Below are 26,341 nucleotides of genomic sequence, written 5' to 3'. Positions count from 1 at the left end.
AAAAACAAATCAGCCTTTCTGTTCTAGAAAGGCTGATTTTATTTACTTACAATAATTATTAAATTCTGGTTATTCTCTGTTTTTCAACATGATCCAACCCGATTTATTAACTTGTTCTTTACTTGCTGGATCTTCATAATTAATTTTATACCAATAGGTCGCAGAAGGCAATGTTCTGGTCTGGAATTTTCCGTCCCAAATGTATTTGTTAGGACCTGTTTTGAACAATTCTTTACCGTATCTATCAAAGATGGATGCTGTGAATCCTTTGTACACGGAAATCCCTGTAAAATCTACCACATCGTTTTGTCCATCACCATTTGGCGTAATAACATTGTTCATATTAAAGGTAAAGTATTCCAAAGTACTTTCGCAACTAGTATTTCTTAATTTCACTTTAATAAAAATAGTTACATTGTTAGGGACATTGGTGAATACATTAGAATCTTGCCAAGTAAATCCACCATCAATAGAGTACATCAAAGGTCCGTTACTCGGATTGTATGCCCAAAGTGATAATACATGATTGTTGAATTCTACACTCTTAATATGAGGTGGAAGCGCTTGTACAACCTGTGTTGTAAATGATTTGGTACAAGTTCCGTTGTCAATAGTTACCGTATGCGGTCCAACAACACCTGTAGTAATGGTCTGTGTGGTCTCACCTGAATCCCACAAGTAGGTATAAGTTTGTGTGAATCCTGCCGGTGGAGCTCCTGCATCTAAAGTAATCTCATCGCCTTGACAAATCTGACCTGAAATCGCTTTCAAACTAGAAACCGGAGGTTGTTCTACTTCAATTTTAATAGTCGCTGGATTTATAGAAGGACATCCGTTAGCTCCAACGGCATACACGGTGAAAGTAGTAGTTGTACTCGGAGATACCACTTGTACCCCACCGGTACCAGCAATATTGGTCCAATTATAAGTTACCCCACCTGTTGCAGTAAGAGTTACCGACTCGCCTTTACAAATTTTCACTTTATTGGCCGTAACTTGAGTTACCGGTTTCACTAAGTTATCCGTAACATTAACAGCAGCAGCACCAGAACATGTCGTATCTCCTGGCTGATAATTTCTTGAAATTGTCAATGTATAAGTACCTGCGGAACTTACAGTCGGAGTCAAAGTATTCGGGTTAGAATAAATGGTACCTCCTGCAGATGCTACCCAACTAAACACTGCTCCCGCAGGATATGTTGAAGCAGTTGCATCCAAAACAACAGTAGAATTGGTACATGAAATCTGAGCCGGCTGTACGATATCCACTACAATTGGATCTGCAATTGCAAGATCAACTTTAGCTACCTTATAACAAAAACCGCTGCTTACCTGTACATAAACGGATTGGTTACCTGGACTGTTAAAATTTAATGGATCAGGGATAGAGTTGTTCACATTTCCTGCCAAGGCATCTGCCTGATTGGTGTAATATAAGTAAGTTACATTCGGAGTAGAAGTAACACCTGGTTGTGACAATGTCAAATTAAAATTATTATTCCCTGAACAATTGGTTAAAGTGGTATCCTGAACAGTAGGTGAGGTTCCTGCTACAACAGTAATTGTAGCTTTACTTGGACAGTTATTTCCTGGCACCATAGCTTCAACCGAATAGTCACCACCTTGGTTCACCGTAATTGTAGGTGAGGTAGCTCCAGGAATAGGAGTTGTTCCTAAAAACCACTGATAGGTAGTACCAGCAGTCTGGATAGATGCTGTAAGTGTTTGAGGTGTATTGTCACACATATTGATGGATGGCGGCAAAGCAACACCACCAGGACCAAGAATCTGAACCCCAATATTAAAAGAACCACCTTCTAAAAACACAGCCGTGTCAAACGCGTTATCCCCTTTATCGGCAACTACCATCTTGATGTGATAAGTCTGACCTGGAATAACGGTCGCCATTGCGGTTAATGGAATTGTTTTCCCATTGAAGTTATCTCCGGTTGGTGGGTTGGTATTGTACCCTGCAAAATAAGTCGGGTTCATCGGAGGACATCCCATAGGTCCCCCAGTATTATTATTAGCCGGACGAATATTGGTCACACTTACCGGGCCTCCACCCGCAGGCAAAATTGCAATATTGGTATAGTTGGGATCTCCTACTTTTTTCAACAATAATGCGAAACCATCGGCATAAGAGCAAGGGAAAGACCCTGTATATTCATCAGAAGCCATATGATAATTAAACTTCATTTGAGTAGCTGTAGGTACAAAATCAAACTCTAAAGATACCGCATCATTTAACTGACTAACCGGTACATTAATCGCATTTGACAAGTCTTGATCTCCTCCATTCCCAAACAATATTTCCAAATTATCTGAAAGTGTTCCTCCTTTAGGTGTGTTTCCAGCTTTTACAGCATATCCAGTAGATAATATTAATCCATCAGCAAAAGGATAGGTCGCTGTCCCTTTATTAAAATAACCCCACGGTCTATTAGGGTTAGTTACCGGTACATTCGGCGTCATCACAACATTCGAAATATTCGGGGTTGCACAGCCTGTACCTCCACCATTGGTCATCAAAACATTTTGAATCATTTGCAGAGGTGTATATGCAGATGCAGGATATTGAGGCATGTTTACATCAATCATAGAGCCTGCCCTATAAGTACTTGGTATGGGTGCGCTAGGTATAGATGCCCTCTGAGGTTGGTTTTGAGCCAGAGATAAGTTCCCCAACAACCCAAAAGCCAATAACGGAAAGTAATTTTTTAATCTATAATTTAACATTTTGTAAGTTTTCAGCAAATATACTATTTTTTACAATATATTATAACAAAAATCACCATTTCTAAATAATAACACAGTCATATATAATTACTTAAACAGAAACAAAAAAACGCCTTTGAACAGTACAAAGGCGTTTAATATTAAAAATTCTATTTACTAGAATATTTCTCTTCCTGAAAAATGGAATTGAGCTTCGATTAATGCATTCTCATCAGAATCTGAACCGTGTACGGCATTTTCTCCAACGCTTTTTGCAAACATTTTTCTGATGGTTCCTTCTGCAGCTTCAGCTGGATTGGTAGCACCGATTAAAGTTCTAAAATCCTCTACTGCATTGTCTTTTTCTAAAATTGCAGCAACAATTGGACCTCTGCTCATAAATTCTACCAACTCTCCGTAGAACGGTCTTTCTGCGTGAACTTCATAAAATTTCTTTGCATCATCCACTGTAAGTTGGGTTAGCTTTAATGCTTTAATACCAAATCCAGCTTCAGAAATTTTCCCTAAAATTGCTCCGATATGCCCGTCAGCAACTGCATCGGGCTTAATCATTGTAAAAGTAATATTACCTGACATATTTTTTATTTTTAAGGTGCGAAATTACAAAAATCTTTTTACATTTGCATTGAAAATTCGAACATTGAATTTCAAAACAAATAATTGGCACGCATATTGCTAGTTATTTTAAAGATTCTCATGTTTAATTTGAGTTTTCATGGTTATTAGTTTTTACCTCCTTCCTTAGTGTTGGAGGTTTTTTTATGCAAAAAAAAAGAACCGAGAAATCTCGATTCTTTGCTTATTATTTTATCTGATTATTTTGCAGGCTTCTTAGGGCTCATCATCATAATCATTCTTTTACCTTCTAATTTAGGCAATTGATCTACCTTTCCTACATGTTCTAGCTCTTGAGCTAATTTTAACAATAAAATCTCCCCTTGGTCTTTAAAGATAATTGAACGACCTTTAAAAAACACATAAGTCTTTAATTTTGATCCTTCTTCCAAGAATTTTTCAGCATGTTTCTTTTTGAACTCATAATCGTGTTCATCAGTCTGAGGACCAAAGCGGATTTCTTTTACCACTACTTTAACTTGCTTTGCCTTTAATTCCTTTTGTTTTTTCTTTTGTTCGAAAAGGAATTTTTTGTAGTCTAAAATTCTAGCGATGTACAAATCTTGCTTGTCGGATATTACTACTAAATCCAATTCTAATTGTTCGGCAAGTTCTCTTGCTTTCTCAATTGGGTAAATCCCAGGCTCTACATTATCGCCTACTAAACGAAGTTCCTTAGCGCGGATTTTTTCGTTAATTTGATGTGCATCCTCTTTTTGCATCGGTCTGCGCATCCCTCCTCTGTTGTTAAATTTCTGTGCTATTGTCGTATGTTTTAAATGTTACACTTTTATTATTCCAGGTTTTATTTACCAAATTCAAAACCTGTATCTGCAGCTTTCTTAAAATACTGGATAAAATCTTCAATTTTCATAACTCCAAGATCGCCTTCTCCTCGTCTTCTAACAGAAACGGTTGCTTCGTTTTCTTCATTTTCTCCCACAACTAGCATGAATGGGATCTTTTTCAATTCAGCATCTCTAATTTTTTTACCCGTTTTCTCGTTTCTCTCATCTACCAAACCGCTAATTTCGTGATTTTCTAACAATTGAGAAACTTTTTTCGCATAATCTACATATTTTTCTGAAATTGGTAGAATAATATATTGTTCCGGACTTAACCACAACGGGAAGTCTCCGGCTGTATTTTCTAATAAAATTGCGATAAATCTTTCCATAGATCCAAACGGAGCACGATGTATCATCACCGGTCTGTGCTTTTCGTTGTCATTTCCGGTGTACCAAAGATCAAATCGTTCAGGCAAATTATAATCTACCTGAATGGTTCCTAACTGCCAGCTTCTACCCAATGCATCTTTGACCATGAAATCCAATTTCGGACCGTAGAACGCTGCTTCACCGTACTCTACAACCGTTTTTAAGCCTTTATTTTTGGCTGCTTGGATAATTGCATTTTCTGCTTTTTCCCAATTCTCGTCGGAACCGATGTATTTATCTCTATTTTCTTGATCTCTTAAAGAAACTTGAGTTACGAAATCTGAAAATCCTAAAGAATTGAATACATACATAACCAAATCGATTACTCCTTCAAATTCTTTTAACAATTGATCCGGAGTACAGAAAAGGTGGGCATCGTCTTGTGTAAAACCTCTAACTCTGGTTAACCCATGCAACTCACCGGATTGTTCGTAACGATATACCGTTCCAAACTCTGCATATCTTTTGGGCAAATCTCTGTACGACCACTGTCCTACTTTGTAAATCTCGCAGTGGTGAGGGCAGTTCATAGGTTTTAGGAAAAACTCTTCGCCTTCATTTGGTGTTTTAATGGATTGGAAACTGTCTGCACCATATTTTTCGTAATGCCCTGATGTTTTATACAAATCAATGTTACCGATGTGCGGCGTCATTACAAATTCGTAACCCGCTTTTTTCTGAGCTTCGGAAAGAAAATTTTCAAGTTTTTTTCTTAGAGCTGCACCTTTTGGCAACCACAATGGTAAGCCGGCACCTACTTTTTCTGAAAAAGCAAAAATCCCCAGTTCTTTCCCTAATTTTCTATGGTCTCTTCTTTTCGCTTCCTCTAATCTCTCTAAGTATTCTGTTAGTTCTTTTTGTTTTGGGAAAGAAATACCGTAAACCCTGGTCAATTGAGGATTTTTTTCGTTTCCTCTCCAATAAGCCCCTGCAGCATTCAGAATTTTTACGGCTTTCACAATTCCTGTTGATGGGATATGACCACCACGACACAGGTCAGTAAAGTCATCGTGTTTGCAGAAGGTAATTTCTCCGTCTTCTAAATTTTGGATCAACTCGGTTTTGAAAGGGTTACCTTCATACTCTTTTAGAGCATCTGCTTTTGACACGGCATACAGATGAAAAGTTGAATCTTTTTTAGCATTTTCCAACATTTTCTTTTCAATTTTTTCAAAATCTTTCTCACTTAGAGACTGATCTCCAAAATCGACATCATAGTAAAATCCATTTTCAATTGCAGGACCAATGGTTAATTTTGCATCAGGAAAATACGCTAGAATTGCTTGTGCTAAAAGATGGGCAGAAGAGTGCCAAAATGCTTTCTTACCCATATCATCGTTCCAAGTCAATAATTGTAACGAAGCATCTTGATCGATCTCTGTTGTAATTTCGACCTGTTTATCGTTTACAATTGCCGAAATGGTATTTCGAGCCAAACCTTCGCTTATCGATTTTGCAACCTCAATTGGGGTTACTTTATTTTCAAATTCTTTGATGCTTCCATCCGGAAGAGTAATTTTAACCATTTTCTTGCTTAAAAATTTAATAGGCAAAAATAATAATTTATTTTTTGTCAATTCCATACTTCTTTTAGATTTATCAAAATAAGTCAAATAAAAAATAATAAAAAATATTTTAACCCAATCGTAATAAAGTAAAAAACATTACTCTGATAAACATATTTTTTTGAAGAAAAATTTAAAATCATTCACACCATTTTGATTAATTTATTAAGATCTGCCATTTCAAATACAGTCTTTTTCCCCTTTTGAGGTGTTGCTTTTTGAGTATATTTGCATAGGAATTAGATCCACACAAATGATAATTCCAACACAAGATGAAAAAGAAGTACACAAACACTAAGGAGTTCTCTACCTTGTTGGTAGGGCGTTCCTTAGTGTTTTTATTTCTAATCATTTCTCAACTTTTTTTTGGCAACAATTTTTCCCATCAACTTGAAAAGGACAGTCTAAACACTCGTATTTTCATTTTAAATGGCGCAACTGTTATTACCGACAACGCTTCTAAATTGGAGCAAGTTCAAAAAAACAATACTTCTGTCCAATTAGAAATCATTGCAGTAGAAAAAGGAGCAACGATAATAAATCCTACTGAATTTAACAACGGTAAAATCATTAATAAAAACCTTTCCGTTGCACAGCCAAAACCCCATAGAAATCCATCCAAAACAACCGTTTCTATAAACAAAACAGGACTAGTAAAACCTCTTTATAAGACCATAACATTCTATACTTCAAGTCAACAAAGTTTGTATCGACAAAAAATTGAAGAGAAAAACATATTGTTGCCGACTTTCAAAAATCATTTCAAATTTTGGAATCCAACAATAAATTACCCTCTTAGTGTTAATGCATTCGTAATCAATTTAATTATTGCATTTATTTTATTAATACTAATTTCATACTTATTGATAAGTTCTAGAAATCGTCCCCCTCCTTTTTTAAGTTATCTTAAAAACTAATTTCTTTCAACAATCTTTAAATAAAATTGTACCGGAAAGAACTATTTGAATGCATTGATCATTCAAGTAAACTATAAACCTTCAAAACAAAAAAAAATGATACGCTTAAAAAATTTAATGAAAGCGGTAGGGGTACTCCTACTGTTCACATCTTACAACCTTTATTCTCAAACGGCTTGTAACTCGAATTCATACCTTAACAGTGTTGATCCCAACACGATTGAATACGACAACTTATTATCCAACTTCCACTCTTCTTTAGTTAGAGAAGCCAATGGTGATGTTCTCACTTGGGGGGGAAAATGCAGCTAGCACTGGAGCCTCACACCTTTTAGTGACTACAAAAGTAATCCCAGCTAATGGATTTTCCTACACTGGGACTATCCTAAAAACAGCAGTTGGCTCTAACTCCATCAATAACGACCAAATGGCGGTGTTAACCACAACAGGATTATATGTATGGGGAGTAGAAAACAATCTAATTGCTGGCGCATTAACAAGCAGTAATGCATTCAATTCCGTTTCAATTTTAACAGAAGGGGGAAGCGCTACCAATACCACAGGATTACCTGATGGTGTAGCACCAACCGATGTAAAAATGATGTTTGGATCTTATCTAACCCTTGCTATTGTTACCAATTCCGGAGCCGGTTACATCCTTTCTGGTACCAATAGTAAAAATGGTGATGGTACTACTGGTATCACCAACAAATGGCATAGAATAAAAACCAACTCTACCACCAATCTTAGTGATATCAAAGTAATCCGAGGGGTTCATGGAGCCATGTTTGCCCTAACCGGTGATGGTAACATTTACACTTGGGGTACCGGTGCCTACAAAGGTGACGGAAATGCGCCTCTGCAATTAAACTATGCTACTTTAATGAACAAACCAGGAGCCGTAACTGGAACTTATCCTGGATCTGTTCCGTATGTTAAAATGATTGGGATGACCACTACAGCTGGAGGTAGTAACAGTTATTTTTTACTAGCATCCGATGGTAAACTTTATAGTTTGGGAGCAAATGGAAACAAACAATTAGGAGATTTTACCACCAACGAAAGAAAATCTTGGGTAATCGTAGAAAAAACAAATGGTACAGCCATGGACAATGTTGCTTGGATCAGCCCCCAAGAACACGATCGAAATGATCCAGCAATTAATGCTTTAAGATCTGATGGAACCATCTACCGATGGGGTAACAATGGAGGTAGAATGCTTGCACAACAAAACGAAGGTAGTAATTATGATCCTGAATTATTAAATGACGGTACAACTGGGATCCTCAGCACTGATGTATTAATGGCAGTAGAAACCGGTGGGCATACCACCATGGTAGTTAAGAAATGTACCTTTAAATTCGGATATGTGGGACATAGAATCAACGGTAGTATGGCTGATGGCACAACAACAAATGCTTATGAACCATTGTATAATTTTGCCAATACTGCACCATTAAACCTTTGTGGAGCCGCTACTGTACCTGCAGTTCAAGATTTAAAAATCTGTCCTAATACGACGGTTAATATCAATACTGCATTTGTAGGAACAGTACCTCTTGGACAGACTTTACATTGGTATACTACTACAACTAAAACACCTGGTACAGAAATCGTTACTCCGTTCATGGTAGGTCCTGGTACATACTATGCTTTCTTTGAAGGTGACTGTCCTAACCCTCCATATTCAACTGTACATGTGACTTATTATGTACCTACAGATCCAGGATATGCAAGTTGTATTTGTTATAACTCTCCTTATACACCTAATAATGGACCTGCAACAAAAGAAGGTATCACCTTATTGAAAAGAGCAGGCTCTGGAAACACCGACAATTGGCCTATGTTGAGAAAATCCGGACATATTGCATTAGAGTCCAATACCAAAGGATTTGTAGTGACTAGAATTGCAAAAGCTAATTTAACAAATATTACCAACCCTCAAGAAGGTATGATGGTCTATGACACTACCGATAAATGTTTAAAAATCTATTCTGATGGAGCTTGGAAATGCTTCAATATCCCAGGATGTCCATAAAAACATTTTCAGATTTACTAACATTTTAAATACAACACAATTATGAAAACTATATTTTCCATCCTAAGCATCCTTTTGTTTAATTTAGGATACTCACAAGTGATTATCGGAGATGCCGTAGGAACTGTACCTGCAGCACAAAAGACCTCCGTTTTATTAGAATTTGCTGCAGGTCAAAACAAAGGAATTATCTTACCTTATGTAAGAACCATTCCTACCGGTTCTAGTCTAACCGAAGGCACTATACTCTTGGACGCAAGTACCGCAACCAGCGCCAAAGTGATGTATTACAACGGAACTTGGCAAAATCTGAGCAGTGCCAACACCGCAAATATTACAAGCGCACTAACCAACCAGCCCAATGTCACTGAAGTTACCGGCGCTAAAGTAATTATCGGATCCAACACAAGCACTGCCGACGGTGTATTGGTTTTAGAATCACCAAACAAAGCCATGGTATTGCCCATGGTTTTAGACACCAACAACATTCCTGATCCTGCTCCAGGTATGATGGTTTATGTCAATAAAACTGGTGCCAAACGATTGGCCGTATTTAATGGTAACAAATGGACTTATTGGAAACCGTAACAAATTTTAATATTAAAAAATACCGTATTTGACAAAGTCGAATACGGTATTTTTTTAATTGGTCCATACAAAATCCATATTGGAAAATTTCATGGTTTCGTTGATCACAGAAATTTCTACATCTAAAATGGAAATTAAATCTCGATAATTGATTTTATCCGCATCATCACCATGCTTGTGGTAATCTGGATGTCCACCGGTATGAAAAAATAAAACGGGAATTTTTTTATCATAAAAAGAGGTTTGATCGGAACCGCCACGACCGTCTTTACTTAAATTCAAACTTAGATTGGTTTTAACATTTTCAAAAACTTTTTTAAACTCAGCACTTGTACCGTAACCGATAACGGCAAGTTTATTCTCTTTGGAATAACGACCGATCATGTCCATATTGAGCATCCATAAGATATTTTGTAAAGGAAGTGTTGGATTTTCCACGAAATATTTTGATCCCAACAATCCCAATTCTTCAGCACAGAAAGCGATAAACAAAATATTGTGTTTTTCTTTGATACCGTTTTGTGAATATACTCTGGCTAATTCTAATAATCCGGCAACTCCAGATGCATTGTCATCGGCACCGTTATGGATTTTGCCAATATTTGATTTATCATCTTTAGAATTACCCAATTCACCAAAACCAATGTGGTCATAATGAGCACCAATGACAATGGTTTTTTCAGCTCCATTATCCAAGAAACCAATGATGTTACTGGCTTTCCTCAAACTATCGGATACAACAACTCTTTTCACTTTCGCTGTAAAATGCTGTCTAAAACCGATATTCCCCAAAGGTTGTAGCCCCATTTTCTTGAATTGCTTCTCAATAAATCGAGCCGTTTTTTCTATTTGTTTGCTTCCGGTCTGTCTGCCTTTCATTTTATCCGAAGACAAAAAATAGATGTTCTTTTTGATATTTTTCTCAGATACTTCAGCATTTTGACCAAAACAAAACATGGAAAATGCCATGAAAAACAGGATTGATGCAATTTTCATTTAAAAAAAAATTTGAGTTTAATAAGCTACTTCAATTTTAACTTTTTTGTTTTTCAAGCGTTCTTTAGACAAATGAATAAGACAATCTTGGATTTTTTTCCTGTCGACTGCTACGAAAGAAGTATTGTCTTTAACCTCTATCAAGCCCACTTCGTCTTTGTTCAGTTTTCCCTTTTTGATAAGATAGCCTACGATGTCCACTTTATTTACTTTATCTTTTTTCCCGGCACTGATGTAGATGGTTTGAAAAGGAGTTTTCTGTGGAATTTTGTATCGTTCCACCAAACTTTCTACGGCAATATCGTTTTTAATAAATGGAAAATCTTCGTCTTCGGACATGATGAGATATACAAAACCTTTGGCATTCATCCTGGCAGTCCTTCCGTTTCTATGGATAAAAGCATCTTCTTTTGGAGGCAATTGATAATGAACTATGGACTCTACTTCCGGAATATCCAATCCACGAGCTGCCAAATCAGTTGTGATTAGCACTCGTGAAGAATCATTCCTAAATTTTAGCAAAGCCCTTTCTCTTTCGTCTTGCTCTAAACCGCCATGGAAAACTTCCCTCTCGATTCCTTTTTGTTTTAAAAGTTCAGAAATACGATCGACAGCATCTCTGTGATTGCAGAAAATTAGGGTTCTTTTGTCACCTATTTTACAAATTAATTTGAATAAAGTTTCCAGTTTTTCTTCGGCAGTAGTTTCCACTTTTCTAAAATGCAAGATGGGTTTTACCTCTTGAGTTTTTAGAAATGAAAGGATTTTTTCATCTTTAAGACCTGCAAATGTGGGTATAGCATCCATAGCTGTAGCAGAAGTTAAAATCCTTTGCTGAAGGTTGGACATGGTGGATACGATAAAAGCCATATCTTCCTGAAAACCGAATTCTAAAGATTTATCAAATTCATCCAAAACCAACATGGAGATGGATTTGGGATCAAAATTAGAATTTCTTAGATGATAGGCAACCCTACCAGGAGTCCCAATAAGAAGAGCCGGAGCTTGTTGCAGATTATTGGTTTCTATTTTTTTATCGTGTCCGCCGTAACATACGCTTACCTTAAAATTGGTTTTCATGCTCTTGAAAACTTGTTCAATTTGTAAAGCCAATTCTCGTGCTGGCACCAATACAAGAGCCTGAATGCCACTTTGATTTGGTTTCATATTCCTGAGCAATGGCAACAAAAAAGCCAGTGTTTTACCGGATCCTGTAGGGGAAAGCAACACCAAGTCTTGATGATTTTGTGAGGCTTTATATGCCGATTTCTGCATTTGATTCATATCCTGAATCTGCAAATTTTGAAGAATGTTTTCTAAATTCATTTTGCAAAAATAGGGATTATGAAAGAAAGAGCTTGGTTTTATAAAACAAAAAAAGTCCATTCTCAAAAATGAAAATGGACATCGTATGATTCAACTCTTCTTTATAAAGAAAAGATCATTTTAAACAAATCTGGATAAACACCTAAACCAATCATGGTAGCAATTAAAACAACAGCCACTGCATTGTAAGTGAAAGATACCTTTTCGGTCGTGTTAAAGCTGCTTTCTTTGTAGAAGAACATGGCTATAATTGGTCTCAAATAATACGCAATTGAGATTGCAGATCCTAAAATTGCAATTATAACAATCATAGGATTGGTTACGATAGCTTGAGAAAAAATACCGAATTTCCCAATAAAACCAGCAGTTAAAGGCACACCAGCCATGGACATTAAGGAAATCGCTGCAACCACTGAGATTAGAGGCTCGTTCTTAGACAATCCTTTGAAAGCCATAAAAGAAGTTTCTCTTTTTAGTTTTTCTACCCAAATTAATGACATAAACATACCAACGGTTGCAATGGCATAAGCAAATAGGTAAAAAGCTAAATTATAAATGGATGCATTGGTAATTCCGAAGAAAATTAATGCAATATACCCAGCGTGAGAAACGGAAGAGTATGCCAACATTCTTTTGGCATTGCTTTGTGCAAGTCCCATAGCATTAGCCAATAGCAAAGTAATGATGACCAAGACCCCAATAACCTGAATCCAATCCGGAATGATACCTACGAAAGCAATGGTCATAAGTCTAAAGAACCCAAAGAATGCAGAAATTTTTACCACCGTCATCATAAATACGGAGATTAATGATGGGGCACCTTGATAGACATCCGGACTCCACATGTGGAAAGGAGCTAAAGATACTTTGAAAGCCAAAGCGACCAACATCATGATTGCACCCAATTTGAACATTAAATTTCCTTCTGCAGAGGTCGAGAATTCATGAATTTTATACAAATCAAAGCTTCCTGTTGTTCCGTAGACCATGGCCACACCGAAAAGTAAGAAACCGGTTGCAAAAGCTCCCATCAAAAGATACTTCATGGATGCCTCTGTCGATCTTAGATCGGTTTTGTTAGCTCCTGCCAATACATAAAGTGGAATGGACAATATTTCGACACCTAAAAATAGCGTTACTAAATTTTGGTAGCTGAAAAGTATTACTCCACCACAAAGCGAGAACAACATCAAGGCATACAATTCGGATTGGTGACTTCTGTGATTGCTGAATGCAAACCCTGCAATGATGAAGATAAATATTGTAGTTACAATAGAAATTTTAGTAAATAAGGCAGCATTTGCTCCGAATTCGAACATGTTTTTGTACTGGTCGAAGAATGAACATTCTGGCAAATAACTTACATACAAAGCGATTAACAAACCAAAAATACCAAAGTATCTGGACCATTTTCCACTTCCGAATGTCCCTGCAAATAGAGAGGCCAAAGCTGTTAAGAAAACAATAATAAAAACTGTCATGTTATAATTTTGAGTTGTAAAGATTAAAAGTAAAAACTTCCTAAATCTTAAATTATTTTAATACTCTTTATCGATCTAAAAGGATTCACAATTATGAATTCAAAGCTGTATAGATGAATTTCACTGAAGAATCTACCATATCCAATACACATTGTGGATATACCCCAAATGCTAAAACTAAAATGGAAATACTTCCCAGTACAATAAATTCTACATTGCTAAGGTCTTTCATAGAAGCCAACAATTCTGGATTTCCTTTTCCAAACATGGCTTTACCGTAAAATCTCAACAAATAGGCTGCTGCCAAAATTACCGTAAGTCCAGAGATAATCCCCAACAGTGCACTGTAATCAAAAACCGATTTGATCAGGATGAACTCACCGATAAAACCGTTGGTCAATGGAACGCCTAGAGACCCTAGCATGATAATCATAAAGAAGATTGCAAATTTTGGAGCAACTTTTGCCAAACCTCCCATTTGTCTAATATCTCTTGTTTTGAATCTTTTGTAAAGAATGTCCGCACAATAAAACAAACCAACAACATTGATACCGTGAGCCAAAGTTTGTATCATCGCACCTTGTCCACCTTCAAAAGTAAATTTTCCATTTAGGCTTAAAATAGCAGATGCAAATATCCCCGCTACAATCAATCCGACATGCGATAGAGATGAGAAGGCTATGATTCTTTTGGCATCGCTCTGAACGATTGCGATAAGTGCACCATAAACAATTCCGAAAACCGCTAACATGATGGCAATTCCACCGGAAGTACCAGCTACAGCTTCAGGAGTGATGGGTAAAAGATATCTTAAAAGTCCATAAACGGCCATTTTCAACATTATACCAGACAACAACATCGATCCTTGTGTAGGCGAATAAGTATAGGTATCTGCCTGCCAAGTATGGAATGGGAACACCGGTAACTTAACTGCAAATGCAAAAAAGATGAACCAAAATACAAAATTTTGTTCGGTGGTATCCAATTGTGCATTATAAAGATCCGTAAGTGCAAACGATGCCGCATTGGTATAGACAAAAATCAATCCCAATAGCATGAATAACGATCCTACGAAAGTATAAACGAAGAACTTGGTTGTAAATGCAAATTTCTTATCATCTTGTCCCCAAAGTCCGGCGATAAACCAAATTGGGATAAGGGTTACTTCCCAGAAAATATAGAACAAAAGACCATCCAAAGCGGTAAAAACACCTAACAACCCGAATTGCATCATCAAGATTAATGCATAGAAATTGTTGCTGTACGATTTTTGTTCATTAAAAGATGAAAGAATGATGAACGGCACTAATAAATTGGTAAGGAAAACCAAAAGCATGCTCATCCCATCTACTCCGAAATGAATGGTGCTTCGGATAAAGTCCGACCAAGGATAGGTGATTTCATACTGTAATGCAGAATCAACCGTTGGTCCATAGTCAAAAGATGCCATCATGCAAATGGTGAGCACCAGTTGTGCTATGGAAAATAGTAGTGCCACGATCTTGCTGTTAGAATTTCTAAAAGCAAAAACCAAACCCGAACCTACAAGAGGTAATAGCAATAATGCTAGTAACATATTCGACATTATTGAAAAATAAAATTAACAATTAAAATTACACCGATTGCCAAAGACATGATCAGTACATAGTTTTCTATATTCCCGTTTTGGAATTTCTTCATGGATTTTCCGGAATCTTCGGCACCATCACCAACAAATTCCACTCCTCTGTCCAAAATATCTTTATCAAACATTTTTGCAGCTCTTCCTAGACCTTCGGCTGTTTTCACAAACAATAGAGTGTAGATTTCATCAACAAAAAGTTTGTGGGCAGAAAGCCTTTCCCAACCTTTATAATTCTCTTCCGGTTGAGCCAATTTACCTTTAGAAACATAAAGATTTCTAACATAAAACCAAACTCCGAAGAACATTAAAATGGTAATGGCTAACAAAATATATTCTGTGCTGTGGCTCATGCCTTCTACATTGGCTTGTTGTTGACTCCAAGATTGCTCCGTAAGCACTGGTTTGATCCAATGAGCCAATTTTTCTGTAAAAGAAAATTCGCCAAATAGTTTAGGGATGTTGAAGAAACCACCAACGATGGACAATATCGCCAAAACGATCAATGGTAGGGTCATGTTCAATGGACTTTCGTGCAAATGGTGTTTTTGCTCTTCACTTCCTCTGAATGTTCCATGAAAGGTCAAGAAATACATTCTAAACATATAGGTTGCTGTGAAAGCTGCGATAACAAATAAAACTCCCCAATAGATCGAGCTTTTTGCATAAGTGGCAATCAGGATTTCATCTTTTGAAATCATACCGGAAAGCAATGGGAATCCAGAAATAGCCAAAGTACCGATTAAGAAAGTCCAATGGGTTACTTTAATTTTATCTTTAAGTCCTCCCATAAAACGCATGTCTTGTTCGCCAGACATTGCATGAATTACGGATCCTGAACCTAAGAAAAGTAAAGCCTTGAAGAATGCATGTGTCATTAAGTGGAACATGGCCGTTGTATATGCTCCTACCCCTAAAGCTGCAAACATAAAACCTAACTGAGATACTGTAGAATAAGCCAATACTTTCTTGATATCGTTTTGTCTGATGGCAAAAAATGCAGCCAATGCAGCGGTTAACAAAGCTATAAATAAAATTCCACCTTGTACCGTTGGTGCTAAAGTATATAAGAAATTGGATCTTACTACCAAATAAATACCGGCCGTTACCATGGTTGCCGCATGGATCAAAGCCGAAACCGGTGTTGGTCCAGCCATCGCATCGGGTAACCAAGTGTACAACGGAACTTGAGCCGATTTACCCACCGCACCGATAAATAAAGATGCCGTGATAAAAATTATAATTGGACTATCAATTGCAAACTTAGAAGCGTTGTTGGAAATGGTTAAATAATCCACAGCGTTGGTTTCGATAGCCAAAAGGAATATTCCGACTAAAAGTCCAAGGTCACCAATTCTGTTCATGATGAAAGCCTTTCTGGAAGCCTTACCGTATTCTTCATTTTCGAACCAGTAACCGATAAGTAAATAGGAGCACAAAGCCACACCTTCCCAACCGATGAATAGGATTAGATAATTGCTTCCCAATACCAACAAGAGCATGGAAAATACGAAAAGATTAAGGTAGGCAAAGAATCTGGAGAAACCTCCATCTTCGTGCATATAACCAATTGAATACAGGTGAATAAGCGAACCAATCCCGGTGATGATCAGTACCATCATCAAAGAAAGTTGATCGACTTGGAAGCCGAAATTCACTTGCATACCGTTTACAGAAAACCATTCAAAAGCATTGAAAACCAAAGGCTGAGAAGTGTTTTCAAAGTTCATAAAAACAGAAACAGCCAAACAAAAAGAGGCAAAAACCACCAAGGTAGCGATACCACCTGTTACATTTTTAGGAAGTTTGTTTCCAAAAATACCACTAATGAAAAAACCCAATAATGGTAAAAGTATAATTGCGTAAATTAAATTCTCCATTCCTATTATCCTCTTAATTTATTAAAAATACTTACATCAACCGATTTTGTATTTCTGTACATCATCGCGATGATTGCCAAACCTACGGCTACTTCGGCCGCTGCTACAACCATAATAAAGAACACCAAAATCTGTCCGTTACCGTCTCCTTTGTAGGAAGAAAATGCAGCCAAAAGAAGATTTACAGAATTCAGCATAAGCTCCACACATCCTAAAATGATGATGGCATTTTTTCTTAATAAAACTCCTAAAACTCCTAAGCTGAACAATACTGTACTCAGGACGATAAAATAGTCCAAAGGTACTTGTTGTATAAAAGTATTTGCTTCCATATTTTATAATTCTCTTTTTCCGATTAAGACTGCACCTACAATCCCTGCAAGGATCAATACTGATGCGAACTCAAAAGGCAATACATATTCGTTAAACAATAACTTACCCAAATTTTTGGTAAGTCCGACACCAAAATCAACCTCTCCGGCTACTTCAGATCCTGCAAGACCTTTGTATGCTCCAAGAATTCCGATAAATAAAATTCCTGCTGCTACAATGCCAACAAATTTATTGATGTTGTGTTTTTTGGTTTCATCTTCTTTATTGAGATTTAGCATCATCAAAATATAAAGGAAAAGTACCATGATGGCTCCTGCATAAACGATAACTTGAATAACTCCTAAAAACTGAGCATTCAACAAAACATAAAGTCCTGCGATGGAGAAAAATGTTATGATAAGCGAAAGGATGGCATACAAAGGATTTTTAGCAAATACAAAATAACTTGCACTAATCAATGCTATTGCGGCTACAAAATAAAATAAAATCTGTTCCATTATTTCAAAGCATTTTTTTGTTTCTCGGTTTGTCTTTCAGAAATATCAATTCTCGCATTGATTTTCTCAACTAATTTATCTTTACCGTAGATGAAAGAACCTCTGTTTTCTTCGGCACTTACCAAACGATCGGTCATATAGATGGCGGATTTTGGACAGGCATCCTCACACATACCACAGAAGATGCATCTCAACATATTAATTTCATAGGTCGATGCGTATTTTTCTTCTCTGTACAAGTGTTTTTCATCTTTCGTTCGTTCTCCTGCAGTCATGGTGATGGCTTCTGCCGGACACGCTACAGCACACAGTCCGCACGCTGTACATCTTTCTCTGCCCTCATCATCCAATTTTAGAACATGATGCCCTCGCCATACTTTTGGCATGGTTTTCTTCACTTCAGGAAATTGTATGGTTGCAGGTTTTTTAAAAATATGTTTTGCAGTAATTGCCATACCTTTGAAGATTTCTGGTAAGTATAAACTCTCAGAAAAAGTCATGGTTTTGTTGGATACTACTTTTGATCTATTCGTTAGTTTCATTGTACTCGTTTTATTAATTTACATAATGCTGGTAAGCCAATATTACAGCTCCTGTAAGCATTAAATTAATCAAAGCAAAAGGAATTAATTTTTTCCATCCCAAATGCATCAATTGATCGTATCTGAATCTTGGTAAAGTCCATCGGATCCACATGAAAACAAAAATTCCAAAGAAAGTTTTGCTTAGGAAAGCAACAACTGAAAGGATAGATGCTGCATTATCTCCCCAATTTTCTGTTACCCAATCAATGCCCGGATAGTTGTACCCTCCAAAGAACAATACAGCCATCAAAGCATTAGAAATAAACATGTTGACATACTCACCAAACATATACAATCCCAATTTCATGGAGGAGTATTCGGTGAAATATCCGTTTACCAACTCGGATTCGCATTCAGGTAAATCGAATGGGTGACGGTTACATTCTGCCATTGCAGCAACAAAGAAAATAAAAAACGCTACCGGCTGATAGAAGATGTTCCAATTCATACCAGAAACGGTTGGGATAACACCCCAGATTTTCCCGGAGCTTTGTTGGCTAACAATTTCAGCTAGATTCAAAGAACCGCTCATCATAATAATTGCTAAAAGTGCCAATCCCATGGCAAGTTCGTAAGAAATCATTTGGGATGAAGCTCTTACTGCACCCATTAGTGAATATTTATTATTAGAAGCCCAACCACCGATCATCATTCCATAAACGGTTATCGAGGCAAGTCCAATGATGTATAAAACACCAATATCTACATTAGCAACCTGCAGATCAAAAGATTGTCCAGCAATTTGGATCGGAGCCCCCCAAGGAATAACCGCACCGGTGATAAGGGAAATAAACATCACCATGGAAGGTCCAAGGATGAAAAGGAATTTTTCTGCAGAATTGGGTGTAAAATCCTCCTTGAAGAAAAACTTGCCCCCATCAGCAAGAGGTTGCAACAACCCAAAAATACCTGCTCTGTTTGGTCCCAAACGATCTTGGATGAAGGCCGCCACCTTTCTTTCGCCCCATGTGGAGTAAGCAGCAACCGTAAGTGCCAATAAAAATAAGCACAATACTAAAATTATTTTGAAGGTAATTAAATCCATTTTATGAATTTGAGTTTAAAATATATTCTACAACTTTTTGTTTTGATTTTCTAAATTATTGATCCAATAATTTATCGTTATCTAACAAATTTTGTATGATTTCATCGTCTTTTACACTTAGTTCTTTTGCACTTGCATTATCAAGATGTCTTGGATAGCCTTCCGCTTTTTGATAATGGTTTAGGGAGATTACCGAGTGTCTGTCAATATGTCTTGGTCCTTCGATTGTCCATTGGTTGGTATCTTTTTTCTCAAAACGACATTCGTTACAGATCCAATCTTGTACCTCACCCCATTGATCTTTTCTTGCAGTTACTCTCACAATTTCTTCACCTTTCATCCATAGAACAGCTTTACCAGCACACTTAGTACATTCGCAAGTTGCGTTCATTGGTTTGGTGAACCAAACTCTTTGTTTGAATCTGGATGTCCTATCTGTTAATGCCCCTACTGGACAGACATCAATAACATTTCCGATAAAGTCGTGGTGCAAAGCTTTGTTTAGGTTGGTAGAGATTTCTGCTTCCCAACCTCTGTTTAAGATTCCATGCTCTCTTTCTTCGGTCAACTGACCGGCAAGAAGTACACATCTTGCACAAAGAATACAACGGTTCATATTCAGTTTGATGTTCGGTCCGATGTCATCGGCATCAAAAGTTCTTTTTTCAAACTCGGTTCTGGTTTCTTGTAATCCGTGTTCGTAGCTTAGGTCTTGTAAATGACATTCACCAGCTTGGTCACAAACCGGGCAATCCAATGGATGGTTGATCAGTAAAAATTCAGTAACTGCTTTGTGAGCTTCTACTGCTTTTTCAGAAGAGTTGTTTTTCACTTCCATGCCGTCCATTACAGCGGTTCTACAACTTGCAACCAATTTTGGCATTGGTCTAGGATCGGCTTCAGAACCTTTAGAAACTTCAACCAAACAAGTTCTGCATCGGCCTCCACTTTGTTCAAGTGGTTTATAATAACACATTGCTGCTGGAGTTACCTCGCCACCTATTTGTCTGGCGGCTTCCAAAATGGTAGTTCCCGGCAAAACTTCTGTCGTTTTACCATCAATGGTTATTTTTACTTTTTTAATTTCGTCGCTCATTTTTATATTTTTATAAGCTTTATCAAATTATCTCTTTTTAGAGAATCCAAATATATATCCTATCCCCAGATTGGCTTGTGCAAAAAAGAAATCTTGCGATGCCTTATCCGGTCTATTGTTGAGTGTTGTTTTGATATCCGGCATATTGATATATCCCAACTTGCCTTCTAATCTTAACATAATATGTTTTGCAAAAATGGCATTAAAACCTGTTCTTACATCTGCTCCAAAGCCGGCCAAATGAAAACGATCGCTTCTTTCATTTCCAAATAATTTGGCATTGGTCTTAGGAATTAAAGCCCCTAACCCCGCTCCGAAAGAAAGTTCCAAATCAAAACCTTTGGTATGATACAGATTTTCAAATCTCTCGGCACCAATATTAACATAGTTCAACCCGTCGGTATGTTCGAAAGTCAGGAATTTTTCATCGCTAAGATTTACGACTTGTCCCGGCTGAACCATTGCTGCATAGGTAGGGTCGGAAATATTTCCTTTGAATCCTACATTTTGTTTTTGATCCATCACATATTTCATATGATCAAGACCTAAAACTACAGCTACTTTGTCTTGGATAAAATAACCTATTCTGGCATTGGTTTGCGGAATGGTTAGCCTATCCGGTTTTAAATAATCATTAAAACTTAATTCGGTTGGTCTGTCATGAGCCGATACATTTTTCAAAGTAAAATTGTATCCGTTGCCTTTAAAATGGATGTTAGAATCGGAATAAACCGCTCTATTCCATCCCCAAAATAAAAAGACTTTTCCTTTTTTTGTTAATGATTGATCGTCTTCTATATGATCTATCTGCGCAAAAGCATTGGTAAAGGCCAAAAAGCTAAAGGCAGCTAAAACTAATTTCTTCATATTATTGGTTTGCAGGTACCACAATTGGATCTGCATAATGAGCCAAACCGTAATTTTGAGTCTGACTAAGTTCTGGGTTTTTCACATACCATTCAAATTCGTCACGGAAATGTCTAATGGCTGCAGCTACAGGCCATGCAGCAGCATCACCAAGAGGGCAAATGGTATTTCCTTCAATTTTTCTTTGTACATCCCACAGCAAATCGATATCGGCCATGGTTCCTTTTCCGGAATAGATTTTTTTCAAAATTCTGTACATCCAACCGGTACCTTCACGACATGGTGTACATTGACCACAACTTTCATGGGCATAAAATCTAGCCAAAGTCAAGGTATGTTCGACAACGGATTGGTCTTCGTCCAAGACGATAAACCCTCCAGAACCCATCATGGTTCCTGTTGCAAAACCTCCGTCAGAAAGAGATTCATAGTTCATGTATCTCGGTTCACCACTGATGGTTTTCAACAATAAATTTGCGGGTACAATGGGTACGGAAGATCCACCAGGGATACACGCTTTTAATCGTTTTCCGTTCGGGATGCCTCCACAATATTCATCAGAATAAATAAATTCTTCAACTGTAATGGTCATATCAATTTCATAAACGCCGGGTTTGTTAATATTACCACAAGCTGAAATTAATTTTGTCCCTGTTGATCGGCCTACGCCAATTTTAGCATATTCAGCACCGGTCATGTTAATGATGGGTACTACGGCTGCAATAGATTCAACATTGTTAACCACGGTTGGTCTTCCCCAAAGTCCTTTTACAGCAGGGAAAGGTGGTTTGATTCTTGGATTTCCTCTTTTCCCTTCCAAAGATTCTAGTAAAGCCGTTTCTTCACCACAAATGTAAGCTCCGGCACCTCTTTGAACATAAATTTCTAAATCGAAACCAGAACCTAAGATGTTTTTACCTAGGAAGCCCGCTTTTTTTGCTTCTTCAATGGCTTCTTCTAATATATCCGGAATCCAAGAATACTCTCCACGGATGTAGATATATGAAAGGTTAGAGCCCAAGGTAAAAGATGAAATAATCATTCCTTCAATCAATAAATGAGGGATGAACTCCATCAGATAGCGGTCTTTGAAAGTTCCAGGTTCGGATTCATCGGCATTTACAACCAAGTGTCTTGGGATGCCTTCTGGTTTAGCCAAGAAGCTCCACTTCATACCTGTTGGGAAACCAGCACCTCCACGACCACGAAGTCCTGAAGCTTTCACCTCTTCCAACACTTGGTCTGGAGTCATTTTCAAAGCCTTTTCAACAGCATCATACCCTCCTTGTTTTCTATAAACATCGAAGTGGCGAATGCCTTCTATATGTGCGTCTTTAAGTAAAAGTTTTTTACTCATTTTTTTGTATATTAATCCAAAGCGATGGCTCCTTGACGGCAAAGTTCAATGATCTCATCTACTTTTTCTATGGTTAAATTTTCATGATAAAACTTGCCCAATTGCAACATTGGTGCGTATCCACAAGCGCCAAGACATTCTGCTGGTTTCAGGGTGAACAAACCATCTTCTGTAGTTTCTCCGTCTTTAATATTCAGTTTTGTACGGATATGATCGAGGATTTTTTCACTTCCACAAACCATGCAAGGTCCTGTTCTACATACTTCCAATACATATTTCCCTACCGGTTTCATGTTGAACATGGTATAGAAAGAAGCCACTTCATACACCTCAATCGGTTTTATGGAAAGTACAGTTGCTACATAATCCATTACCGGTACAGAAAGCCATCCGCCAAATTCTTTTTGCGCAACATGCAAAATAGGAATAAGAGCAGATTTTTGTTTACCATCTGGATAACGGGCAATGATCTTATTGACTTGCTCCATTGTTTCTGGTTTGAAAACTATATTTTCGCTCATTTTGATATTGAATTCAAGAGTTCAGATTGTGATTTTATAAAAAAAACGAAATCCGAAACTGTTATTAAAATTTATTAAAAAATCATCTACATATTATGCATCCAGCTCACCAGCAATCACATTCAGTGAACTAAGCGTGACTACGGCATCTGAAATTACAGAACCGGTAATCATTTCTGGATATGCTTGGTAATAGATAAAGCAAGGTCTTCTGAAGTGCAAACGATACGGAGATCGGCCACCATCGCTGACCATATAAAAACCTAACTCACCATTTCCTCCTTCAACGGCATGGTAAACCTCTCCTCTTGGGATATCGGTTTCGGCCATTACGATTTTAAAATGGTAGATCAGGGCTTCCATTTTGGTATAAACATCTGCTTTTTCAGGCAAGTAAAAATCCGGAAGATCAGCATGGAAATCACCTTCTGGTAAGTTTTCGTATGCATTTTTGATCAGTTTAAAACTTTCCCAAATTTCTTGTTGTCTTACCATAAACCTATCGTAAGTATCCCCTTGTGTACCAATTGGAATGGTAAAATCAAAATCTTCATAGGACGAATACGGTTGTGCTACACGAACATCATAATCCACTCCTGTTGCACGAAGGTTAGGTCCTGTAAAGCCATAACTTAAAGCTCTTTCGGCAGATATAGATCCTGCATTGATCGTTCTGTCCATAAAAATTCTGTTTCTCTCCAAAAGGGTACAGAATTCTTGGAATCTTTTTGGGAATTCTTTGATAAATGCTTTTATCAATTCGTGGAATTTTGGTGAAAAATCTCTTTCAAAACCACCTATTCTTCCCATATTGGTTGTCAAACGACCTCCACTAACTTGTTCGTAAAGATCGTAAATTCTTTCTCTATCTTGGAATACATAAGTAAATCCGGTTAGGGCTCCGGTATCTACACCAATTACGGAATTGCATACCAAGTGATCGGCAATCCTGGCCAACTCCATCATAATGATACGCATATAATCGACTCTTTTTGGCACTTGGCATCCGATTAATTTTTCTACCGTCATGTGCCAACCGATGTTATTAATCGGTGCCGAACAATAATTAAGGCGATCGGTGAGCGTGGTGATTTGTGCAAAATTTCTTCTTTCGGAGATCTTTTCAAATGCACGGTGGATGTACCCTACGGTTTGTTCGGAATGTAAAATTCTTTCTCCATCCATGGTAAGGATGTTTTGGAAAATCCCGTGTGTTGCAGGGTGCGTTGGTCCCAAATTCAGGGTATACAACTGTCCGTCAATTTGTTCTTTGGCTTCGTATTGCCCGAGTATATTGGATAATGTATTGTCTTTCATAATATTTGACTTTAAGCGTTAAGCAAGGCTTTAGCTTTTTATCTACCGAACATTTTATCGTCCTTATCGGTTCTGGTTTGATCCTCAAGAGGAAATTCCTTTAACATTGGATGAACTCCCAGCTCTGGATCGTTTAAAATAATTCTTAAATCCGGGTGGTTTCTAAATTTAATTCCGAAGAAATCAAAAGTTTCTCTTTCCATCCAGTTGGCTCCGGAGTACAAATCGGTAATGGACTCGACCTCCGCATTGGGTTTGGGCATGAATACCTTCAGTCTCAATCTGAAATTCTCTATCATGTTGTGAAGATGATAGATCACCCCCAACTCTCTCTCTTTGTTGTCTGGATAATGAATACCTGTCACATCGGTTAAAAAATGAAAATTCAGTGAAGAATCTTTCAGGTGATGAATGACTTTCTTAATATCTTCTTTTTTTATCTCTATGGTCAGCATTCCGTAAGGTTCAGAATGCGTAATTACGCTTTCTGGAAACTCTCTGGAGATGGCTTCTAAAACAAATTCGTTTGTCATATTTTCTACTTTTTATTTTCCGATTCGGAAAATGAATTAGAATTTATTTAATATTATAACTTTCTAAAAGTTTTTTGTATTCTTCAGAATCTCTTCTTCTCAAACTTTCACTTTGTGCTAGTTTTTGAATTTGCATAAATCCGTCCAAAATTTGCTCTGGTCTAGGTGCGCATCCAGGAACATACACATCCACAGGGATTATCTTATCAATACCTTGCAATACGGAATAAGAATCGAAAATACCACCACTGGAAGCACAAGCACCTACAGCGATTACCCATTTCGGTTCAGCCATTTGCAAATAAATATCTTTTAGGATTGGTCCTAATTTTTTGGAAATGGTTCCACAAACGATCAAGACATCGGCTTGTCTGGGCGAGAAACTCATCCTTTCCCCTCCAAATCGTCCTAAATCGTAATTGGGTGCCATGGTTGCCATGAACTCGATACCGCAACACGATGTTGCAAATGGCAATGGCCAAAGGGAATACGATCTTGCTAAACCGATGAGATCCGAAAGTTTGGTTGCAAAAAAACCTTCTCCTTCGTATCCCGCAGGAGCAGGAGCATTTGTATTTATGATTGGTTTATTATCAGACATTGTACTAATTAATTAAATTCAACTTTGGGCTCGATTATTTATTCCAATCCAGCGCACCTCTTTTCAAAACATAAATAAATCCTGTAAAGAAAACTGCTACGAAAGTTAGAATGGCTAAAAATCCTTCGAAACCGAATTCTTTAAAATTCACCGCATAAGGATAGAAAAACACAATTTCTATATCAAAAAGCACGAACAATACGGCCGTCAAGAAATATCGAATGGAATACGGAGCTCTGGCATTTCCTTTAATTTCTATACCACACTCAAAGTTTTGATTTTTTATGCTATCGCCTTTTTTCTGTCTAGGACCTAAAAAATGAGCTCCTAAAAGCGAAACCAAAACAAACCCCAACGACACCGCTGCGGAAATTAAAATCGGAATATAATTTTCTGGTAAATTCATTATCTACATTATTTTCTCAATTTGCAAATTTAAGGAATTTAACATTAAGTTATAAGTTTTATCATGCCTAATATCCGCTTCAATTTACAAAAGATGTAATTTAGAACGATTAAAAATAATCACCCGTTTAATTGTTTATTGAATTAAAATAATTCATTTTTATAAAACATTCCACCATTCTACCTTCAATTAACTTTTATT

25 protein-coding genes are annotated in these 26,341 nt (G+C 37.2%); 4 read left to right on the top strand and 21 right to left on the bottom strand.

Annotation, left to right across the window (positions count from 1 at the left end; all coding sequences use genetic code 11):
- Nucleotides 1-69: 69 nt before the first annotated feature.
- The 4 genes from EIY84_RS04955 to thrS all read right to left on the bottom strand — a co-directional run bounded on the left by EIY84_RS04955 (nucleotide 70) and on the right by thrS (nucleotide 6,097).
- Nucleotides 70-2,739 carry a choice-of-anchor L domain-containing protein gene (locus tag EIY84_RS04955; RefSeq protein ID WP_124640802.1) on the bottom strand — a complete coding sequence of 890 codons (2,670 nt, stop codon included), beginning with the start codon at nucleotides 2,737-2,739 and terminating at the stop codon, nucleotides 70-72.
- Nucleotides 2,740-2,895: 156 nt separating this feature from the next.
- The gene (locus tag EIY84_RS04950; protein ID WP_124640801.1) at nucleotides 2,896-3,315 is read right to left on the bottom strand and encodes a nucleoside-diphosphate kinase; all 420 of its coding nucleotides are present in this window, start codon (nucleotides 3,313-3,315) and stop codon (nucleotides 2,896-2,898) included.
- Between the two features lie 239 nt (nucleotides 3,316-3,554).
- Entirely contained in the window at nucleotides 3,555-4,076 is a 522-nt protein-coding gene (infC, locus tag EIY84_RS04945) for a translation initiation factor IF-3 (RefSeq protein WP_394336896.1), read from the bottom strand.
- An 83-nt stretch (nucleotides 4,077-4,159) separates the two neighbouring features.
- On the bottom strand, nucleotides 4,160-6,097 hold the full coding sequence (gene thrS / locus EIY84_RS04940; RefSeq protein ID WP_124640798.1) for a threonine--tRNA ligase: 1,938 nt from the start codon (nucleotides 6,095-6,097) through the stop codon (nucleotides 4,160-4,162).
- A 311-nt stretch (nucleotides 6,098-6,408) separates the two neighbouring features.
- Between thrS and EIY84_RS04935 the strand changes: the two genes are divergently transcribed.
- The 4 genes from EIY84_RS04935 to EIY84_RS04920 all read left to right on the top strand — a co-directional run bounded on the left by EIY84_RS04935 (nucleotide 6,409) and on the right by EIY84_RS04920 (nucleotide 9,679).
- The gene (locus tag EIY84_RS04935) at nucleotides 6,409-7,053 is read left to right on the top strand and encodes a hypothetical protein (RefSeq protein ID WP_124640797.1); all 645 of its coding nucleotides are present in this window, start codon (nucleotides 6,409-6,411) and stop codon (nucleotides 7,051-7,053) included.
- Nucleotides 7,054-7,149: 96 nt separating this feature from the next.
- On the top strand, nucleotides 7,150-7,365 hold the full coding sequence (locus EIY84_RS04930) for a hypothetical protein (RefSeq protein ID WP_124640796.1): 216 nt from the start codon (nucleotides 7,150-7,152) through the stop codon (nucleotides 7,363-7,365).
- A 22-nt stretch (nucleotides 7,366-7,387) separates the two neighbouring features.
- Nucleotides 7,388-9,091: a hypothetical protein gene (locus EIY84_RS11885; protein ID WP_241154734.1), complete on the top strand. Its 1,704-nt coding sequence runs from the start codon at nucleotides 7,388-7,390 to the stop codon at nucleotides 9,089-9,091.
- 42 nt (nucleotides 9,092-9,133) lie between these two features.
- Nucleotides 9,134-9,679 (top strand): hypothetical protein, encoded by a 546-nt coding sequence (locus EIY84_RS04920; RefSeq protein WP_124640795.1) that lies wholly within the window; start codon nucleotides 9,134-9,136, stop codon nucleotides 9,677-9,679.
- Nucleotides 9,680-9,733: 54 nt separating this feature from the next.
- Here the strand turns inward: EIY84_RS04920 and EIY84_RS04915 are convergent, their stop codons facing one another.
- The 17 genes from EIY84_RS04915 to EIY84_RS04835 form a co-directional block, all read right to left on the bottom strand.
- Complete coding sequence (locus tag EIY84_RS04915; protein ID WP_124640794.1) at nucleotides 9,734-10,675, bottom strand: M20/M25/M40 family metallo-hydrolase; 942 nt, start codon at nucleotides 10,673-10,675, stop codon at nucleotides 9,734-9,736.
- A gap of 18 nt (nucleotides 10,676-10,693) precedes the next feature.
- Nucleotides 10,694-12,001 carry a DEAD/DEAH box helicase gene (locus EIY84_RS04910; protein ID WP_124640793.1) on the bottom strand — a complete coding sequence of 436 codons (1,308 nt, stop codon included), beginning with the start codon at nucleotides 11,999-12,001 and terminating at the stop codon, nucleotides 10,694-10,696.
- A 101-nt stretch (nucleotides 12,002-12,102) separates the two neighbouring features.
- Nucleotides 12,103-13,482, bottom strand: a complete 1,380-nt coding sequence (locus EIY84_RS04905) for an NADH-quinone oxidoreductase subunit N (RefSeq protein WP_124640792.1) — start codon at nucleotides 13,480-13,482, stop codon at nucleotides 12,103-12,105.
- A gap of 91 nt (nucleotides 13,483-13,573) precedes the next feature.
- The gene (locus tag EIY84_RS04900) at nucleotides 13,574-15,067 is read right to left on the bottom strand and encodes a complex I subunit 4 family protein (protein ID WP_394336895.1); all 1,494 of its coding nucleotides are present in this window, start codon (nucleotides 15,065-15,067) and stop codon (nucleotides 13,574-13,576) included.
- The gene (gene nuoL, locus EIY84_RS04895) at nucleotides 15,067-16,983 is read right to left on the bottom strand and encodes an NADH-quinone oxidoreductase subunit L (RefSeq protein WP_124640790.1); all 1,917 of its coding nucleotides are present in this window, start codon (nucleotides 16,981-16,983) and stop codon (nucleotides 15,067-15,069) included. The genes EIY84_RS04900 and nuoL overlap by 1 nt, the downstream gene beginning before the upstream one ends.
- A 5-nt stretch (nucleotides 16,984-16,988) precedes the next feature.
- On the bottom strand, nucleotides 16,989-17,315 hold the full coding sequence (gene nuoK / locus EIY84_RS04890) for an NADH-quinone oxidoreductase subunit NuoK (RefSeq protein ID WP_124640789.1): 327 nt from the start codon (nucleotides 17,313-17,315) through the stop codon (nucleotides 16,989-16,991).
- Nucleotides 17,316-17,318: 3 nt separating this feature from the next.
- The gene (locus EIY84_RS04885) at nucleotides 17,319-17,813 is read right to left on the bottom strand and encodes an NADH-quinone oxidoreductase subunit J family protein (protein WP_124640788.1); all 495 of its coding nucleotides are present in this window, start codon (nucleotides 17,811-17,813) and stop codon (nucleotides 17,319-17,321) included.
- Nucleotides 17,813-18,355 carry a NuoI/complex I 23 kDa subunit family protein gene (locus tag EIY84_RS04880; RefSeq protein ID WP_124640787.1) on the bottom strand — a complete coding sequence of 181 codons (543 nt, stop codon included), beginning with the start codon at nucleotides 18,353-18,355 and terminating at the stop codon, nucleotides 17,813-17,815. The genes EIY84_RS04885 and EIY84_RS04880 overlap by 1 nt, the downstream gene beginning before the upstream one ends.
- Before the next feature lie 13 nt (nucleotides 18,356-18,368).
- Nucleotides 18,369-19,442, bottom strand: coding sequence for an NADH-quinone oxidoreductase subunit NuoH (gene nuoH, locus EIY84_RS04875; RefSeq protein WP_124640786.1), 1,074 nt, complete (start codon nucleotides 19,440-19,442; stop codon nucleotides 18,369-18,371).
- Nucleotides 19,443-19,497: 55 nt separating this feature from the next.
- Nucleotides 19,498-20,538, bottom strand: coding sequence for a 2Fe-2S iron-sulfur cluster-binding protein (locus tag EIY84_RS04870; RefSeq protein ID WP_124640785.1), 1,041 nt, complete (start codon nucleotides 20,536-20,538; stop codon nucleotides 19,498-19,500).
- A 27-nt stretch (nucleotides 20,539-20,565) separates the two neighbouring features.
- Nucleotides 20,566-21,405, bottom strand: a complete 840-nt coding sequence (locus EIY84_RS04865) for a hypothetical protein (protein WP_241154733.1) — start codon at nucleotides 21,403-21,405, stop codon at nucleotides 20,566-20,568.
- Nucleotide 21,406: 1 nt separating this feature from the next.
- The gene (nuoF, locus tag EIY84_RS04860) at nucleotides 21,407-22,762 is read right to left on the bottom strand and encodes an NADH-quinone oxidoreductase subunit NuoF (RefSeq protein WP_124640784.1); all 1,356 of its coding nucleotides are present in this window, start codon (nucleotides 22,760-22,762) and stop codon (nucleotides 21,407-21,409) included.
- A gap of 11 nt (nucleotides 22,763-22,773) precedes the next feature.
- Nucleotides 22,774-23,283 carry an NADH-quinone oxidoreductase subunit NuoE family protein gene (locus EIY84_RS04855; RefSeq protein ID WP_124640783.1) on the bottom strand — a complete coding sequence of 170 codons (510 nt, stop codon included), beginning with the start codon at nucleotides 23,281-23,283 and terminating at the stop codon, nucleotides 22,774-22,776.
- Between the two features lie 93 nt (nucleotides 23,284-23,376).
- Nucleotides 23,377-24,600 carry an NADH-quinone oxidoreductase subunit D gene (locus EIY84_RS04850; protein ID WP_124640782.1) on the bottom strand — a complete coding sequence of 408 codons (1,224 nt, stop codon included), beginning with the start codon at nucleotides 24,598-24,600 and terminating at the stop codon, nucleotides 23,377-23,379.
- Nucleotides 24,601-24,638: 38 nt separating this feature from the next.
- Nucleotides 24,639-25,133, bottom strand: a complete 495-nt coding sequence (locus EIY84_RS04845; protein ID WP_124640781.1) for an NADH-quinone oxidoreductase subunit C — start codon at nucleotides 25,131-25,133, stop codon at nucleotides 24,639-24,641.
- A gap of 43 nt (nucleotides 25,134-25,176) precedes the next feature.
- Nucleotides 25,177-25,734: an NADH-quinone oxidoreductase subunit B gene (locus tag EIY84_RS04840; RefSeq protein ID WP_124640780.1), complete on the bottom strand. Its 558-nt coding sequence runs from the start codon at nucleotides 25,732-25,734 to the stop codon at nucleotides 25,177-25,179.
- A 34-nt stretch (nucleotides 25,735-25,768) separates the two neighbouring features.
- A complete protein-coding gene (locus tag EIY84_RS04835) occupies nucleotides 25,769-26,140 on the bottom strand; it encodes an NADH-quinone oxidoreductase subunit A (protein ID WP_124640779.1) in 372 nt (123 codons plus the stop codon).
- Between the last annotated feature and the right edge of the window lie 201 nt (nucleotides 26,141-26,341).

This window comes from Amniculibacterium aquaticum (assembly GCF_003852705.1).
In the GTDB taxonomy this organism is placed as follows: domain Bacteria; phylum Bacteroidota; class Bacteroidia; order Flavobacteriales; family Weeksellaceae; genus Amniculibacterium; species Amniculibacterium aquaticum.
The sequence above is the reverse complement of the archived record's forward strand: the minus strand, read 5'-3'. Positions and strand labels throughout refer to the sequence as shown.